General features: G+C 76.6%; 17 protein-coding genes. 13 read left to right on the top strand and 4 right to left on the bottom strand.

Annotation, left to right across the window (positions count from 1 at the left end; all coding sequences use genetic code 11):
- Position 1: 1 nt before the first annotated feature.
- From BM165_RS21085 to BM165_RS21075, 3 genes are read right to left on the bottom strand one after another with little or no spacing between them, the layout of a single operon-like run.
- Positions 2–772 (bottom strand): SDR family NAD(P)-dependent oxidoreductase, encoded by a 771-nt coding sequence (locus BM165_RS21085; protein WP_075015477.1) that lies wholly within the window; start codon positions 770–772, stop codon positions 2–4.
- Between the two features lie 9 nt (positions 773–781).
- Entirely contained in the window at positions 782–1,513 is a 732-nt protein-coding gene (locus BM165_RS21080; RefSeq protein WP_083427564.1) for a TSUP family transporter, read from the bottom strand.
- A gap of 12 nt (positions 1,514–1,525) precedes the next feature.
- Positions 1,526–2,125 carry a nitroreductase family protein gene (locus BM165_RS21075; protein ID WP_075015476.1) on the bottom strand — a complete coding sequence of 200 codons (600 nt, stop codon included), beginning with the start codon at positions 2,123–2,125 and terminating at the stop codon, positions 1,526–1,528.
- Between the two features lie 58 nt (positions 2,126–2,183).
- On the opposite strand from BM165_RS21075, the gene priA reads away from it, so the two are divergent.
- From priA to hisF, 3 genes are read left to right on the top strand one after another with little or no spacing between them, the layout of a single operon-like run.
- Positions 2,184–2,918, top strand: a complete 735-nt coding sequence (gene priA / locus BM165_RS21070) for a bifunctional 1-(5-phosphoribosyl)-5-((5-phosphoribosylamino)methylideneamino)imidazole-4-carboxamide isomerase/phosphoribosylanthranilate isomerase PriA (RefSeq protein ID WP_075015475.1) — start codon at positions 2,184–2,186, stop codon at positions 2,916–2,918.
- The gene (locus tag BM165_RS21065) at positions 2,915–3,304 is read left to right on the top strand and encodes a RidA family protein (RefSeq protein ID WP_075015474.1); all 390 of its coding nucleotides are present in this window, start codon (positions 2,915–2,917) and stop codon (positions 3,302–3,304) included. The genes priA and BM165_RS21065 overlap by 4 nt, the downstream gene beginning before the upstream one ends.
- Positions 3,301–4,089, top strand: coding sequence for an imidazole glycerol phosphate synthase subunit HisF (gene hisF / locus BM165_RS21060; RefSeq protein ID WP_075015473.1), 789 nt, complete (start codon positions 3,301–3,303; stop codon positions 4,087–4,089). The genes BM165_RS21065 and hisF overlap by 4 nt, the downstream gene beginning before the upstream one ends.
- Before the next feature lie 110 nt (positions 4,090–4,199).
- Here the strand turns inward: hisF and BM165_RS21055 are convergent, their stop codons facing one another.
- Positions 4,200–4,838: a TIGR03085 family metal-binding protein gene (locus BM165_RS21055; protein WP_075015472.1), complete on the bottom strand. Its 639-nt coding sequence runs from the start codon at positions 4,836–4,838 to the stop codon at positions 4,200–4,202.
- A 131-nt stretch (positions 4,839–4,969) separates the two neighbouring features.
- Here BM165_RS21055 and BM165_RS21050 point away from each other — a divergent pair, with 131 nt between their 5' ends.
- The 10 genes from BM165_RS21050 (at position 4,970) to trpC (ending at position 15,466) form a co-directional block, all read left to right on the top strand.
- On the top strand, positions 4,970–6,760 hold the full coding sequence (locus BM165_RS21050) for an ABC transporter ATP-binding protein (protein WP_075015471.1): 1,791 nt from the start codon (positions 4,970–4,972) through the stop codon (positions 6,758–6,760).
- Positions 6,757–8,577 (top strand): ABC transporter ATP-binding protein, encoded by a 1,821-nt coding sequence (locus BM165_RS21045; protein WP_075015470.1) that lies wholly within the window; start codon positions 6,757–6,759, stop codon positions 8,575–8,577. The genes BM165_RS21050 and BM165_RS21045 overlap by 4 nt, the downstream gene beginning before the upstream one ends.
- 99 nt (positions 8,578–8,676) lie before the next feature.
- Complete coding sequence (locus BM165_RS21040; RefSeq protein ID WP_143108262.1) at positions 8,677–9,093, top strand: hypothetical protein; 417 nt, start codon at positions 8,677–8,679, stop codon at positions 9,091–9,093.
- Positions 9,094–9,133: 40 nt separating this feature from the next.
- Positions 9,134–9,649 carry a hypothetical protein gene (locus tag BM165_RS21035; protein ID WP_075015468.1) on the top strand — a complete coding sequence of 172 codons (516 nt, stop codon included), beginning with the start codon at positions 9,134–9,136 and terminating at the stop codon, positions 9,647–9,649.
- 10 nt (positions 9,650–9,659) lie between these two features.
- On the top strand, positions 9,660–11,312 hold the full coding sequence (locus BM165_RS21030) for an FAD-binding dehydrogenase (protein WP_208976827.1): 1,653 nt from the start codon (positions 9,660–9,662) through the stop codon (positions 11,310–11,312).
- On the top strand, positions 11,309–12,049 hold the full coding sequence (locus tag BM165_RS21025) for a hypothetical protein (RefSeq protein ID WP_075015466.1): 741 nt from the start codon (positions 11,309–11,311) through the stop codon (positions 12,047–12,049). Before BM165_RS21030 ends, BM165_RS21025 begins: the two co-directional genes overlap by 4 nt.
- Before the next feature lie 36 nt (positions 12,050–12,085).
- Positions 12,086–12,475 carry a phosphoribosyl-AMP cyclohydrolase gene (gene hisI, locus BM165_RS21020; protein ID WP_075015465.1) on the top strand — a complete coding sequence of 130 codons (390 nt, stop codon included), beginning with the start codon at positions 12,086–12,088 and terminating at the stop codon, positions 12,473–12,475.
- On the top strand, positions 12,462–13,973 hold the full coding sequence (locus BM165_RS21015) for an anthranilate synthase component I (RefSeq protein ID WP_075015464.1): 1,512 nt from the start codon (positions 12,462–12,464) through the stop codon (positions 13,971–13,973). The genes hisI and BM165_RS21015 overlap by 14 nt, the downstream gene beginning before the upstream one ends.
- Entirely contained in the window at positions 13,970–14,596 is a 627-nt protein-coding gene (locus BM165_RS21010) for a Trp biosynthesis-associated membrane protein (RefSeq protein WP_075015463.1), read from the top strand. Before BM165_RS21015 ends, BM165_RS21010 begins: the two co-directional genes overlap by 4 nt.
- 60 nt (positions 14,597–14,656) lie before the next feature.
- Positions 14,657–15,466, top strand: coding sequence for an indole-3-glycerol phosphate synthase TrpC (trpC, locus tag BM165_RS21005; RefSeq protein WP_075015462.1), 810 nt, complete (start codon positions 14,657–14,659; stop codon positions 15,464–15,466).
- Positions 15,467–15,475: the final 9 nt, after the last annotated feature.

Here is a 15,475-nt window from a genome sequence, read left to right as displayed (position 1 = left end):
CTCAGCTGCGCAGGTGGGACGCCCCGTTGACGTCGACGATCGTGCCGGTGCTGAACCGCGCCTCCGGCGAGGCCAGCCACAGCACCGCGGAGGCCACCTCCTCCGGCCGGGCGACGCGGCCGAACGGCGACTGCGCGCGGACGGCGTCGCCGCCGGGTCCGTCGAGGACCTCCCTCGCCATCTCGGTCTGCACGAACCCCGGTGCCACGCAGGTCACCGAGATGCCGAGGGGGCCCAGCGCGAGCGCCATCGACTGGGCGAACGCGTTCATGCCGGCCTTGGACGCGCCGTAGGCGGGGTTGTCCGGCTCGCCCCGGAAGGCGCCCCGGCTGGACACGTTGACCACCGCGCCCCCGCCAGCGGCGCGCAGGTGCGGGACGGCGCGGAAGGTCGCGTTGGCCGCGCCGACCAGGTTCACCGCCAGCGTCCGCGCCCACACCTCCTGCCACTCCTCGTACGACGCGGTCAGCGGCGGCGAGGCCACGAAGACGCCGGCGTTGTTGACCAGCACGTCGAGCCCGCCGAGCGCCTCGGCCGCGGTGTCGACCATCGCGCCCACCGCGGCGGCGTCGGCCATGTCGGCCTGCACGAGCACGTGGCCGGCGCCGGGCAGCCCGGCCAGCACGGCCTCCGCGCGGTCGCGGGAGGTGCCGAAGTGGACGGCCACCCGGTCGCCGCGCGCGGCGAACGCCCGGGCGACCGCCCGGCCGATGCCGCGGGAGCCACCGGTGACGAGGACGGCGCGCGGGGAGGTCTCGGGGGAGGAGGTCACGGGGAGGAGTCAACCCGACAGCTCGGCCACGCCGCGGGCGATCGCCGCGCAGCCCCCGGCCAGGGCCACGGCGAGCACCAGCCGCCGCCCGCGGTCGGCGCCCAGGCGGCGGCCGACCACCTCGCCGGCCAGCAGCCCCGTCGCCAGCGCCGCCGCGCACACGAGCCACACCGACAGGGGCAGGTCGGGCGGCCCCTTCCCGGCCAGCGACGCCAGGTTCACCCCCAGCAGCGTCGCCTGCGCCGTCGGGATGAACACCGGCAGCGGCCAGTTCCGCGACATCGCGTAGGCGCTCACCATCGGCCCGCCGACGCCGGCCGTGGCGTTCATGAACCCGGCGAGCGCCCCGGCCGGGACCCCGGCCCAGCGGCCGTGCGGCAGCTCCCGGCCGCGGCTCAGGAGGACCAGCGAGACGGCGGCGACCGACAGCACGCCGACCGTCACCAGCAGCGGCCCGTCGGGCAGCGTGCGGACCACCAGCACCCCGAGCGGGATCGCCGCCAGCGCCGGCAGCGCGAGCAGGGCCACCTCCCGCCACAGCGCCCGCCGCCACGTCCTGGCGAGCACCAGCGCGCACGTCGAGCCGGCCAGCGCGTTGCTCAGGGAGACCCCGGCGACCGGGCCGGCGACCAGCACGAGGAACGGGGCGGACACCAGCGCCAGTCCCAGGCCGGTCGCCCGCTGGGTCAGCGCCCCGAGCAGGACGGCGGCGGCCACCAGGACCGTCTCGAGGAGGCTCACCTCCGGCCCGTGCTACCAGCGACCACGGTGGACGACCTCGGCCACGCCCCGCCGGCCGCGCTTCAGCGACGGCGAGCGCCGGTCGCCGTCGCCGGGGTAGCCGACGGCGACGACCCCGACCGGCCGGTGGGAGGACGGGACGCCGAACGCCTCCCGGAACGGGTCCACCCGCTCGGCCGGGACGCCGAAGAAGCAAGCGCCCAGGCCCTCGTCGACGGCGGTCAGCAGCATCATCAGCGCGGCCATGCCGGCGTCGACGTCCCAGTACGGCACCGGCCAGCGCGTCTCGTCGCGGTCGGTCCAGCCCTTGTCCGGCTCGGCGTAGCGTTCGAGGTAGGCGTCCTTCGACGACAGCGGCACCACCAGCAGCGGCGCCCGCCGCATGCGGGTCAGCCACGCGTCGGGCGCTCCCTCGGCGGCGGTCACCGACCAGAACAGGTCGCGGTCGGCCGGCTCCTCGAGCACCAGGAACGCCCAGCCCTGGGTGAACCCCGCCGACGGTGCCCGGATGGCGTGCTCCAGCAGCCGCTCCCGCGCCTCCGGCGGCACCGGCCGGTCCGGGTCGTAGTCCCGCACCATGCGGCGCCTGCGGACGACGTCGGCGAACTCCACCGGTGCAGCCTGCCCGGGTGGGTCAGGTCACCGGCGGCCGGTCCCTACGCTGGTCGCCGTGCCGACCCTCCAGCTGCTCCCCGCCGTCGACGTCGCCGACGGCCAGGCCGTCCGACTCGTGCAGGGGGAGGCCGGCAGCGAGACCTCCTACGGCGACCCCCTCGACGCCGCCCTGCAGTGGCAGCGCGACGGCGCCGAGTGGGTGCACCTGGTCGACCTCGACGCCGCCTTCGGCCGCGGCAGCAACCGCGAGCTGCTGGCCCGCGTCGTCGGCGCCCTCGACGTCGACGTCGAGCTGTCCGGCGGCATCCGCGACGACGAGTCGCTGGCCGCGGCGCTGGCCACCGGCTGCCGCCGCGTGAACCTCGGCACCGCCGCGCTGGAGTCGCCCGAGTGGTGCGCCCGCGCCATCGCCGAGCACGGCGACCGCATCGCCGTCGGCCTCGACGTGCGCGGCACCCGGCTGGCCGCCCGCGGCTGGACCCGCGAGGGCGGCGAGCTCTACGAGACCCTCGCCCGCCTCGACGCCGAGGGCTGCGCGCGCTACGTGGTCACCGACATCACCAAGGACGGCACCCTGCGCGGCCCCAACCTCGACCTGCTGCGCGACGTCTGCGCCGCCACCCCGAAGCCGGTGATCGCCTCCGGTGGCGTCAGCTCCCTCGACGACGTCCGCGCGCTGTCCGGGCTCACCGGCCTCGGCGTCGAGGGCGCGATCGTGGGCAAGGCCCTCTACGCCGGCGCGTTCACCCTCCCCGAGGCGCTGGCCGTCACCCGCGAGGCGTCGGCGTGAGCACCGTGCAGCGGATCGGCTCCGGCGGGCCGTGGGAGGACGTCGTCGGCTACAGCCGCGTCGTCGTCGCCGGGGCGCAGGCCTGGGTCAGTGGCTGCACCGCCACCGTCGACGGCGCGGTCGTGCACCCCGGCGACGTGGGCGGGCAGGCGCGCGTCGCCTTCGGCGTGCTGGTCGACGCGCTCGCCTCCGCGGGTTTCAGCCCGGCCGACGTCGTCCGCACCCGCATGTACGTCACCGACACGACCCGCTGGGAGGAGGTCGGGCGCGTGCACGGCGAGGTCTTCGGCGCGGTGCGCCCGGCCACCGCGATGATCGGCGTCGCCTCGCTGCTGCACCCCGACATGCTCGTCGAGGTCGAGGCCGACGCGGTGAGGTCGGCGTGAGTCTCGCCGTCCGCGTGATCCCGTGCCTGGACGTCGACGCCGGCCGCGTGGTCAAGGGCGTCAACTTCGTCGACCTGCGCGACGCCGGCGACCCGGTCGAGATGGCCCGCGTCTACGACGCCGAGGGTGCCGACGAGCTGACCTTCCTCGACATCACCGCCAGCTCCGGCGACCGCGAGACCACCTACGACGTCGTCCGCCGCACCGCCGAGAGCGTCTTCATCCCGCTCACCGTCGGCGGGGGCGTGCGCAGCCCCGACGACGTCGACCGGCTGCTGCGGGCCGGCGCGGACAAGGTCGCCGTCAACACCGCCGCCGTCGCCCGGCCGGAGCTCATCAGCGAGATCGCTGACCGCTTCGGCAACCAGGTGCTGGTGCTCTCCCTCGACGCCCGCCGCGTGCGCGACGGCGCCGTCACCGACTCCGGCTTCGAGATCACCACCCACGGTGGGCGTCGCGGCACCGGCCGCGACGCCGTCGAGTGGGTGGTGCAGGCCGCCGCGCTGGGGGTGGGGGAGGTGCTGCTCAACTCCATGGACGCCGACGGCACCCGCGCCGGCTTCGACACCGAGCTCATCCGCGCCGTCCGCCGCGAGGTGAGCGTGCCCGTGATCGCCAGCGGGGGAGCCGGCGCGGTCGAGCACTTCCCGCCCGCCGTCGAGGCCGGCGCCGACGCGGTGCTCGCCGCCAGCGTCTTCCACTTCGGCGCGCTGCGGATCGGCGACGTCAAGGCCGCCCTCGCCGCCGCCGGCGCGCCCGTCAGGGCCGAGCGGGACACGCCATGACCTCGTCGTCCTCCCGGACGACACCGCGTCCCGGTGCCGTCCCCCTGTCGCGCTGAGCCGTTCCGTCGCGCCTGCGCGGACCCCTCCGGGGCCCACTCGGCACGACACGGTCACTCCGCCGGCGCGCCGCCCCGGACGGCGACCCGGGCGACGTCGCGCCGGCCGGTCGCCCACAGCAGCACCTCGAGCGGCTCGCCCTCGACGGTCGTGACGTCCGACCCGGAGCGGACCCGCTTGCCGGGCCCGGGGACGTCGCTGCGCTGCAGCACCAGACCGCCGGGGTACCGGCCGGCGACGGTGCGGGCGAACATCTGCGCGGCACCCCAGAGCCGGTCGGCGTCGGGCAGCGGCAGGCTCCGCGCCTCCCAGCCCGGCTGGGCGCGGCGGACGTCCTCGTGGTGGATGGCGAACTCCGGCCCGTCGACCGCCTGCGCCATGACCCGGCCCGGCAGGTACCAGGCGGGCGGCCCCGAGCGCACCCGCGTGACGAGCTCGGGGTACGGCGTCGAGGTGCGCAGGCCGTCCTCCAGCCGGGCGGAGTACGTGTGCGCCCGGCTGCCCACCGGTGTGCGCTCGAGCGCGTAGCCGGGCAGCGCGTCGGGACGGCGGTCGCGGGTGACCAGGTGCGCGGCCATGTGCGCCGTCGTCCACCCCTCGCAGCAGGTCGGGGCGTCCGGGCCCAGGTCGGCGAGCAGGTCGGCGAGGGCGGCGCGCTCGCGGGCGGCGAGCGGACGGGAAGCATCGGTCACCGCCCGAGGTTATGACGGTGCCCAGCCCGGCGCCCCACCGGAAACCCGCAGGCCGACCGGCCCGCAGGTGGTTAGCCTCGCTGACGACGTGCGGGAGCGCCCGCGTTCGCCGCACCACCCCGAGGAGACCCGTGCCCCGCGTCCGAGACGCCGTCGTCCGGCGCGGGCTGCGCCATGTCGCGCGGGCCGTCCGCGAGCAGCCGGGGATCTTCACCCTCGCGGTGCTGGCCAGCAGCCTGTACGGCGTCATGACCGTGCTCTCGGCGTTCGTGCTCGGCGAGATCACCGACCGCGTGGTGCTGCCGGCCTTCGACGACGGCGACACCACCGCCGCCGCGCTCGCCCTCGCCGTCGCGGTGATCATGGTCGTCGCGGTGTTCAAGATCCTCGGCATCCTCGGCCGCCGGCTGTTCGCCGGGGTCATGCAGTTCCGGCTGCAGGCCGACTACCGCCGGCGGGTCACCGGCCAGTACCTGCGGCTGCCGTTGTCCTGGCACCAGCGCCACCCGACCGGCCAGCTGCTGTCCAACGCCAACTCCGACGTCGAGGCGGCCTGGTACTTCGTCGCCCCGTTGCCCTTCGCCGTCGGCTCGCTGGTGATGATCGCCATCACCGTGGGCGCGCTCGTGGCCACCGACCCGCTGCTGGCCGTCGTCGGCCTGGTCGTCTTCCCGCTGGTGTTCGCGGTCAACGTCGTCTACTCGCAGGTGATGAGCCCGCGCATGCAGCGCGCCCAGCAGCTGCGCGCCGAGGTCAGCGAGATCGCGCACGAGAGCTTCGACGCCGGGCTGGTGGTCAAGACCCTCGGCCGCGAGGACGCCGAGGGCGCGCGGTTCACCGAGCGGGCCGCCGAGCTGCGCGACGGGCTGGTGGCCGTCGGCCGGGTCCGCGGCCTGTTCGACCCGATGATGGAGGCGCTGCCCAACCTCGGCACCCTCGCCGTGCTGCTGGTCGGCGCCGGCCGGGTCGCCGGCGGGGAGACCGACCCCGGCGACCTGGTGAGCATCGCCTACCTGTTCACCGTGCTCGCCCTGCCCATCCGCGCCATCGGCTGGGTGCTCGCCGACCTGCCGCGGGCGCTGGCCGGGTTCGACCGCGTGACCCCCGTGCTCGACGCCACCGGCGAGACCCCGTACGGCTCCGAGACCGCGCCCGCCGGCGACGGCGGCGCAGGCCTGGCCCTGCGCGGGGTCGACCACGTCTTCGACGGCGCGGACCGGCCGGTGCTGTCCGGCGTCACCTTCGACGTCGCCGCCGGCAGCACGGTCGCCGTCGTCGGGCCGACCGGCTCGGGCAAGTCCACGCTGGCCGGGCTGCTGGTCCGGCTCGTCGACCCGGCCGACGGCGCGGTCCTGCTCGACGGGGTCGACCTGCGCCGGCTGCGCGAGGGCGAGGTCAGCGCCCGGGCCGCCCTCGTCCCGCAGGGCACCTTCCTCTTCGACGACACCGTCCGCGGCAACGTCACCCTCGGCGGCGACTTCTCCGACGACGACGTCCGCGAGGCGCTGCGGGTGGCCGCCGCCGAGGACTTCGTCGACCGGCTGCCCGAGGGCCTGGACACGCGCGTCGGCGAGCGCGGCGCCACCCTCTCCGGCGGGCAGCGGCAGCGGATCGCACTGGCCCGCGCGGTGGTCCGGCGGCCGCGGCTGCTCGTCCTCGACGACGCCACCAGCGCCGTCGACCCCTCCGTCGAGGCGCGCATCCTCGACGCGCTGCGCAGCTCACCCGTCGACCGCGCCGGCCGGCCCGCGACGGTCGTCGTCGTGGCCTACCGGCAGGCCACCATCTCGCTGGCCGACGAGGTCGTGTGGCTGGAGGGCGGCCGGGTGACCGCCCGCGGCAGCCACGAGGAGCTCCTCGCCACCGTCCCCGGCTACGCCGCCCTGGTGCGCGCGTACTCCCAGGCGGAGGTGGCGGCATGAGCGTGACCACCGAGGAGCCGCGCGAGGGCGCGTTCGCGACGCTGCGCCGGGGCCTGCGGGCGATGCCGGAGTTCCGGCGCGGCCTGCCGGCCACCTTCGGGCTCGCGCTGCTGGCCACCGCCGGGCGGGTCGTCGTCCCGATCGCCGTCCAGCAGGTGATCGACCGCGGCCTGCTCGCCCCCGACGGGCCCGACCTCGGCCTGGTGCGCACGCTGGTGCTGGTCAGCGCCGTCGTCGTGCTGCTCACCGGCGTGGCCGTGTACCGGATGAACGTGCGGCTGTTCCGCACCACCGAGACGGCGTTGGCCGGGCTGCGCTCGCGGGCTTTCCGGCACGTGCACGACCTGTCGGTGCTCAACCAGCAGGGCCAGCGCCGCGGCTCGCTGGTCTCGCGCGTGACCAGCGACGTCGACCAGCTGTCGACCTTCATGCAGTGGGGCGGCGTCCTCGGCGTGGTGAGCCTCGGCCAGCTGGTCGTGGCGACCGTGGTCATGTTCGTCTACAGCTGGCAGCTGACCGTGCTGGTGGTGGTCTGCTTCGTGCCGCTGGGGTTCGCCGTCCGCTGGTTCGCCCAGCGGCTGCAGGTGGCCTACGGGGTGGTCCGCGAGCGCGTCGGCGACGTGCTGGCCGCCGTCTCGGAGTCCGTCGTTGGCGCCTCGACCGTGCGCGCCTACGGCATCCGCGAGCGCACCGCCGCCCGCCTCGACCGCGCCATCGGCCGGCACCAGCAGGCGCAGGTCCGGGCGCAGAAGGTCACCGCCGCGGTGTTCGTCAGCGGCGAGTTCGTCGCGGCGGTCGCCAACGCCGCCGTCGTCGTCGTGGGTGTCCTGCTCGGCCTGGCCGGCCAGGTCACCGCCGGCACCCTCATCGCCTTCCTCTTCCTCGTCACCCTGTTCGTCGCGCCGGTGCAGATGGCCAGCGAGGTGCTCAACGAGGCGCAGAACGCCCTCGCCGGGTTCCGCCGCGTGCTCGACGTCCTCGACACCGAGCCCGACGTCCGCGACCCCGCCGCCACCGGGGCGGCCCGGGAGCTGCCCGACGGCCCGCTCGGGGTCCGGCTCGAGCAGGTGTCCTTCCGGTACGCGGAGGGGGCCCGTCCCGCGCTGCAGGACGTCGACCTGACCCTCGCGCCGCGCCGCAGCTACGCGGTCGTGGGGGAGACCGGCTCGGGCAAGACCACCCTGGCCAAGCTGGTCACCCGGCTGATGGACCCCACCGAGGGCCGGGTGCTGCTCGGGTCGGACGCGTCCGGCTGGGTGCCGCTGGCCGACGTCGCCTTCGCCTCCCTGCGCGCGCGGGTGAGTATGGTGCCGCAGGACGGCTTCCTCTTCGACGCCACCGTCGCCGACAACGTCCGCTACGGCCGCCCCGGCCTCCCCGACGCGCAGGTGACCGCGGCGCTGGAGGAGCTGGGCCTCGGCGACTGGGTGCGCGGGCTGCCCGACGGCGTCGCCACCCCGGTCGGCCAGCGCGGCGACTCGCTGTCGGCGGGGGAGCGGCAGCTGGTCGCCATCGCCCGCGCGCACGTCGCCGCGCCCGACCTGCTGGTCCTCGACGAGGCGACCAGCGCCGTCGACCCCGCCACCGAGCAGCGGCTGACCCGCGCCCTCGACCGGCTCACCGAGGGCCGCACCACGCTGACCATCGCCCACCGGCTGTCGACCGCCGAGCGCGCCGACGAGGTGCTCGTCGTCGACGCCGGGCGGGTCGTGCAGCGCGGTCCTCACACCGACCTCGTCGACGCCGACGGCCCCTACGCCCGGCTGCACGCCTCGTGGCGGCGGTCCTCGGCCGGGGAGCCCGAGCGCGTCGGCTGACCCCCGCCCCGCCGTACCGGTGGGAGAGCGACCCGTCCCCCGGGTGACCGCGGATGCCGCGGGCGTCCCGGCCGCGCCCGCCGTCCTAGGCTGCGCCGCATGAGCCCGTCCAGGTCGATGCCGGGGACGGCGATCGCCGCCGCCGTGCTGGCCGCGGTGGGGGTCCTGCCGCTGGCGATCGTGGCGTTCCTGGTGGTGGCCCTCGGGGGTCTGCAGGCCGACGCCGGGCGGGACTGGACCCTCGTCGCGCTGCTCGTCGTCCCGCCGCTGCTGCAGGTGTTCGCCCTCGTCTGGTTCCTGCTGCGGCGCGGCCGCGTCCCGCTGGTCCTGGCCGCGCTCGTCACGATCGGCGTCGCCGTCCTGGTCGTGGTGATCACCTCGTCGGCCGGCGAGCCGGCCGGTGCGGGCCCGTTCGTCCTGGTGGTGTGCCCGGTGCTGGCCGCGGTCGTGGCCATGTCGCCGGCCGTCGGCCGGTGGCTGGCCGCCTCCCGGGCGGAGCGACGCCGCACCGCCTGACCGGACCGCCCCCAGTCAGCGCCGAACTACCCTCCGCGGCATGCCGTCGTCCCCCTCCCGCCGGGCGGCACCCCGCCGGTCCCCGCGCGCGGCACCGCTGCCGTCCGCCCGTGGACCCGCCGTCCCGGGCGGCCGCCCGCTCAGCGCCCCGTTCGCCGCGGTGTTCGGCGTGCTCACCGCCGCCGAGGGCGGCTACCTCGCCCGGCTGCTGTGGTCGCCCGGGTCCGGCCCGGACTGGGTCGTCGCGATCCCCGCCGTGCCGGCCGCCCTCGCGCTGGCCGGCGCCCTGCTGGTCCTGCTCGGCCGGGGACGCGGCTGGCTGGTGCTCACCGCCGCCGCCGCGCTGTCGGCGCTCCTGCTCCTCGGTGTCGCGCTGCTGTTCGGTGCCCTGGGCGACGGCACCTCGGTCGGCTGGTCGCTGCTGATGCTCGTCGGGCCGGGTGGCGCCCTCGCCCTGGGCGTGCGCCGCCCGATCCGGGAGTGGACCCGGCCCGGGCGGGGGACACCGCCGCCCGTCCCGGCCCGTCCGGGCCGCACGGTCGCCCACGGCCGCTAGCGTGCCGCTCGTGGCTGACACAGACGTCGTCGTGGTGGGGGCCGGCCTGGCCGGACTGGTGGCGACCGCCGAGCTGGCCGACACGGGCAAGCGCGTGGTCCTCGTCGACCAGGAGCCGGAGGCCTCCTTCGGCGGGCAGGCCTGGTGGTCCTTCGGCGGGCTGTTCCTCGTCGACTCGCCCGAGCAGCGGCGGCTGCGGGTGCGCGACTCCCTGGAGCTGGCCCGCCTGGACTGGTTCGGCACCGCCGGGTTCGACCGCGAGGAGGACCACTGGCCGCGCCAGTGGGCCGAGGCCTACCTGCAGTTCGCCGCCGGGGAGAAGCGGTCCTGGCTGCGGCAGCAGGGCGTCGGCTTCTTCCCGATCGTCGGCTGGGCCGAGCGCGGCGGGTACACCGCCACCGGCCCCGGCAACACGGTCCCGCGCTTCCACATCGTCTGGGGTACCGGCCCCGGCCTGGTGGAGCCGTTCGCGCGCCGCGTCCGCGCCGCCGTCGACCGGGGCCTGGTGGAGCTGCGCTTCCGTCACCGCGTGACGGGGCTGGTCGTCACCGGCGGCGCCGTCACCGGCGTGCGCGGGGCGGTGCTCGAGCCCAGCGACGCCGCCCGCGGCGAGGCCAGCTCGCGCACCGAGGTCGGTGAGTTCGAGATCGCCGCGCAGGCCGTCGTCGTCACCTCCGGGGGCATCGGCGGCAACCACGACCTGGTGCGGCGAAACTGGCCCGCGCGGCTGGGGCCGGCGCCGCGACGGCTGCTGTCGGGCGTGCCCGCCCACGTCGACGGGCTGATGCAGCAGGCCACCCAGCAGGCCGGCGCGAACGTCGTCAACGCCGACCGGATGTGGCACTACACCGAGGGCATCGCCAACCACTCCCCGGTGTGGGCCCGGCACGGCATCCGGATCCTGCCTGGGCCGTCGTCGCTGTGGCTCGACGCCACCGGCACCCGGCTGCCGGTCCCGCTGTTCCCCGGCTTCGACACCCTGGGCACGCTGGCCCACATCGGGACGACCGGGTACGAGCACACCTGGTTCGTCGCGACCAAGAAGATCGTCGAGAAGGAGTTCGCCCTCTCCGGCTCCGAGCAGAACCCCGACCTGACCGGGAAGGACGTGCGGCTGCTGGTCAACCGGGCGCGGGCCGGCGTCTCCGCCCCGGTGCAGGCCTTCCTCGACCGCGGCGAGGACTTCGTCGTCGCGACCACGCTCCCGGAGCTGGTCGCCGGGATGAACCGCGTCACCGGCGGCGAGCCCGAGATCGACCTCGCCACGGTCGAGCGCGAGGTCGTCGCCCGCGACCGCGCGGTCGACAACGTGTTCGGCAAGGACCTGCAGATGACCGCGATCCGCGGTGCCCGCAGCTACCTCGGCGACAAGCTCATCCGGGTCGCGCCGCCGCACCGGCTGCTCGACCCCGCGGCCGGCCCGCTCATCGCGGTGCGGCTCAACCTGCTCACCCGCAAGTCCCTCGGCGGGCTGGAGACCGACCTGTCCGCCCGGGTGCTGCGGCCCGGCGGCGAGGTGTTCCCCGGCCTGTACGCCGCCGGTGAGGTCGCCGGCTTCGGCGGCGGGGGCGTGCACGGTTACCGCTCGCTGGAGGGCACCTTCCTCGGCGGCTGCCTGTTCTCCGGCCGCGTCGCCGGCCGCGCACTGGCAGCCGCGCTGTGACCGCGCCCGGCAGCCCCTGGTCGGACCCGGCCACCGAGACCGAGCCGGTCGCCTACGCCGGCCCGCCCACGTACGCGACGGCGTCTGCACCCGGGTGGACCGCACCCGGGTACACCGCGCCGGGGTACACCGCACCCGGGTACACCGCGCCCGGGTACGGCTGGGCGCCCCCACCGGCGCCGTACTGGCCGGCCTACGGCCCGCCGGCGCCGGCCCGCCCGCGCCGTCCCGGCCAGGTCGTCGCCGCGGCGGTGCTGGCCTTCGTCCAGGCCGCCGTCGTGGCCCTGTCCTCGGCCTACCTGCTCCTGCTGGCCAGCACCCTCGGCCTCGTGTCGTCGGAGTTCGGCGGCAGCAGCGAGGCGGAGTCGCTGGTCACCGAGGCCGTCGTCCTGACCGTCGTGCAGCTGCTGTCGGCCATCGCGCTCGTGGTCGGCGGGATCATGGTGCTCAACCGGCGCAGCCGCGCGTCCTGGCTGACCCTGCTCGTCTCCTTCGCCGCCCAGCTCGCGCTGTCGCTGTACTGGGTCGTCCGGCTGAGCACCCTCGACGGCTTCACCGACGACGACGTCCTCGGCTCGGCGCCGGTGCTGCTCCTCGGGGTGCTCTTCTTCGCCGCCGTGCCGGCGGTGGGTCTCGGGCTGCTGCTGACCGGCACGGCGCGCCGCTGGGGCGCCGCTGCCGAACCCGCTGCCGAACCCGCTGCCGAACCCGCCGCCGGAGCCTCGCGGAGCCGCTGAGCCGGTCGGTCCACCCGCGGTGGGACGATCGGCGGCATGTCCGCCGTCCCCGCCGTCGAGTCCGCCCTCGACCCCGCGACCGCCGCGCTGCTGCGCCGCGACCCCGCCGGGCTGGTCGCCGCCGTCGTGCAGCAGCACGACACCGGCGAGGTCCTCATGGTCGCCTGGATGGACGACGAGGCCCTGCACCGGACGCTGACCACCGGCCGGGCCACCTACTGGTCGCGCAGCCGGCGCGAGTACTGGGTCAAGGGCGAGACCTCCGGGCACCGCCAGTGGGTGCGTGACGTGCGCCTCGACTGCGACGGCGACGCGCTGCTCGTCCTCGTCGACCAGGAGGGCCCGGCCTGCCACACCGGCGCGCGCTCCTGCTTCTCCCGCGACCTGCTCCCTCGTGACACGGAGGTCACCCGTGCGGCTCGGTGAGACCACGCCGTCCCGCGAGGCGTTCGCCGGCCTCGACCAGCCGGTCGTGCCGGTCACCCGGCGGCTGCTGGCCGACGGCGAGACCGCGGTCGGCGTCTACCGCAAGCTCGCCGGCAACCGCCCGGGCACCGTGCTGCTCGAGTCGGCCGAGCAGGGCAAGCGGTGGTCGCGCTACAGCTTCGTCGGCGTGCGCAGCGCCGGCGTCCTCACCGAGCGGGACGGGCGCACCCTCTGGCTCGGCGACCGGCTGCCCGGCCTCACCGACGACCTGCCCGACGACCCGCTGGCCGCCGTCCGCACGCTGGCCCGCAGGCTGCGCTCGCCGCGCACCCCGGACCTGCCCCGCCTCACCGGCGGACTGGTCGGCTACCTCGGCTACGACGTCGTCCGGCGCCTGGAGCGGCTGCCCACCACCGCCACCGACGACCTCGGCATGCCCGAGGTCTCGTTGATGCTGGTCACCGACCTCGCCGTCCTCGACCACACCGACGGCACGGTGCTGCTCATCGCCAACGCCTTCCGGCAGGCCGGCGACGACCCGGGCGCCGCCTGGGACGACGCCGTCGCCCGCCTCGACGCCATGGCCGCCGACCTGACCAAGGCGGTGCCGCCGGGCGTGGCCACCTTCACGCCCGCCGAGCCGCCCCCGGTGCGCAGCACGATGGCGCCGGGTCGGTACGAGGCCGGCGTCGAGAGGGTGCGCGAGCACATCCGCGCCGGCGACGCCTTCCAGGTGGTGCTGGCCCAGCGGTTCGAGACCGACACCGACGTCGACGCGCTCGACCTCTACCGGGTGCTCCGGGCGACCAACCCCTCGCCGTACATGTACCTGCTGCGCTTCGCCGGCCGGGAGTCGCCCTTCGACGTCGTCGGGTCCTCCCCGGAGGCGCTGGTGACCGTCACCGGCCGCCAAGCCGTCGTCCACCCGCCGGCCGGCACCCGCCCGCGGGGCGCCACCGAGGAGGAGGACCTGCGGCTGGCCGAGGGGCTGCTGGCCGACCCCAAGGAGCGCGCCGAGCACGTGATGCTCGTGGACCTGGCCCGCAACGACCTCGGCCGCGTGTGCGTGCCGGGGACGGTCGAGGTGCCCGACTTCATGCGCGTCGAGTACTACAGCCACGTCATGCACCTGGTCTCCACCGTCTCCGGCGAGGTGAGCCCGGAGCGGGACGCGCTCGACGTCTTCGACGCCACCTTTCCGGCCGGCACCGTCTCCGGCGCCCCCAAGCCGCGCGCCATGGAGATCATCGAGTCGCTGGAGCCGACGCGGCGGGGGCTCTACGCCGGCACCGTCGGCTACCTCGACACCGGCGGCGACATGGACATGGCCATCGCCATCCGCACCGCCGTGCTGCACCGGGGCCGCGCGTGGGTGCAGGCCGGCGCGGGGATCGTGGCCGACAGCGACGCCGCCACCGAGGAGGCCGAGACCCGGCACAAGGCGCGGGCGGTGCTGTCGGCGATCGCGACGGCGGAGGGCATGCGGGAGGTCCGGTGACGGCGCGCGACCGGCGGGAGCTCGGGACGGCGCTCGCCGGCTGCGCGCTCGCCGGGGCGCTCGCGCTGTCGGCCGCGGGGCAGACCTGGTCCACCGTCACCGTGACCCGCCGGGCGCCGCTGCCGCCGGTCACCGAGGTCCTCACCGGGTCTGCACTGGCCCCGCTCGTCCCCGCCGCCGGCCTGCTGCTGCTCGCCGCCGCGGTCGCCGTGCTCGCCGTCCGCGGCGCCGGGCGGGTCGCCGTCGGGGTGCTCGTGGTGCTCGCCGGGGCGGCGCTGGCCTGGTCGGGCCTACGGGTGCTCACCGGCGGCGCCGACCCCGGCACCGCCGCGCCGGGGGAGCGGCGCACCGCCGACCTCGCCGCGGCCTGGCCGGTGCTGTGCCTGGCCGCCGCCGCGCTCGCCGTCGCCGCGGGCGGGTTGGTGCTGGCCCGCGGGCGCTCCTGGCCGGGGATGGGCCGGCGCTACGAGCGCGGTCCCGGGGCCGCAGCGCCCGCACCGGCCCGGCCCCGCACCGACGAGGACCGGGCGCTGGACGCCTGGCGCGCCCTCGACCGCGGCGACGACCCGACCGACGACCCGGCGGGCGACCCGGCGGCCGGGCCGCCCGGCCGCCGCCTCTAGAGTGTGGTCACCGGCCCAGCGGGGCAGGAGACACCACTTGACCAGGAGCGAGGAGGCGGTGTGACCGTCCTCGACGACATCGTCGCCGGCGTCCGCGAGGACGTCGCGACGCGCGAGGCGGCCACCCCGCTGCCCGAGGTGAAGGCCGCCGCCCGCGCCGCCCGTCCGGCCCGCGACGCGCTCGCCGCCCTGCGCGCACCGGGCGTCGGCGTCATCGCCGAGGTCAAGCGGCGCAGCCCCAGCAGGGGCGCGCTCGCCGAGATCCCCGACCCCGCGGTGCTCGCCCGCCACTACGCCGCCGGCGGCGCCCGGGTGATCAGCGTCCTCACCGAGCAGCGCCGTTTCGGCGGCTCGCACGCCGACCTCGCCGCCGTCCGCGCCGCCGTCCAGGTGCCGGTGCTGTGCAAGGACTTCGTCGTCAGCAGCTACCAGGTCCACGAGGCCCGGGCGCACGGCGCCGATGTCGTCCTGCTCATCGTCGCCGCGCTCGAGCAGAACGCCCTGCTGGGCCTGCTGGAGCGGGTCGAGTCCCTCGGCATGACCGCACTGGTCGAGGTGCACACCGAGGACGAGGCCGACCGCGCGCTCGCCGCCGGCGCGTCGGTGATCGGCGTCAACGCCCGCGACCTCAGGACCCTCGAGGTCGACCTCGGCACCTTCGAGCGGATCGCCCCCGGGCTGCCCTCGGGCGTGGTGAAGGTCGCCGAGTCCGGCGTCCGCGGCCCCCGGGAGCTCATCGCCTACGCCGCTGCCGGCGCCGACGCCGTCCTGGTCGGCGAGGGGCTGGTCACCGCCGGCGACGCCCGCCAGGCCGTCGCCGACCTGGTCACCGCCGGGTCGCACCCCGCGGTGCCGCGCACGACCCGCTGACCCCCTCCG

Origin of the sequence: Geodermatophilus obscurus (assembly GCF_900115395.1) — a bacterium.
Lineage (GTDB): Bacteria > Actinomycetota > Actinomycetes > Mycobacteriales > Geodermatophilaceae > Geodermatophilus > Geodermatophilus obscurus_B.
The sequence above is the reverse complement of the archived record's forward strand: the minus strand, read 5'-3'. Positions and strand labels throughout refer to the sequence as shown.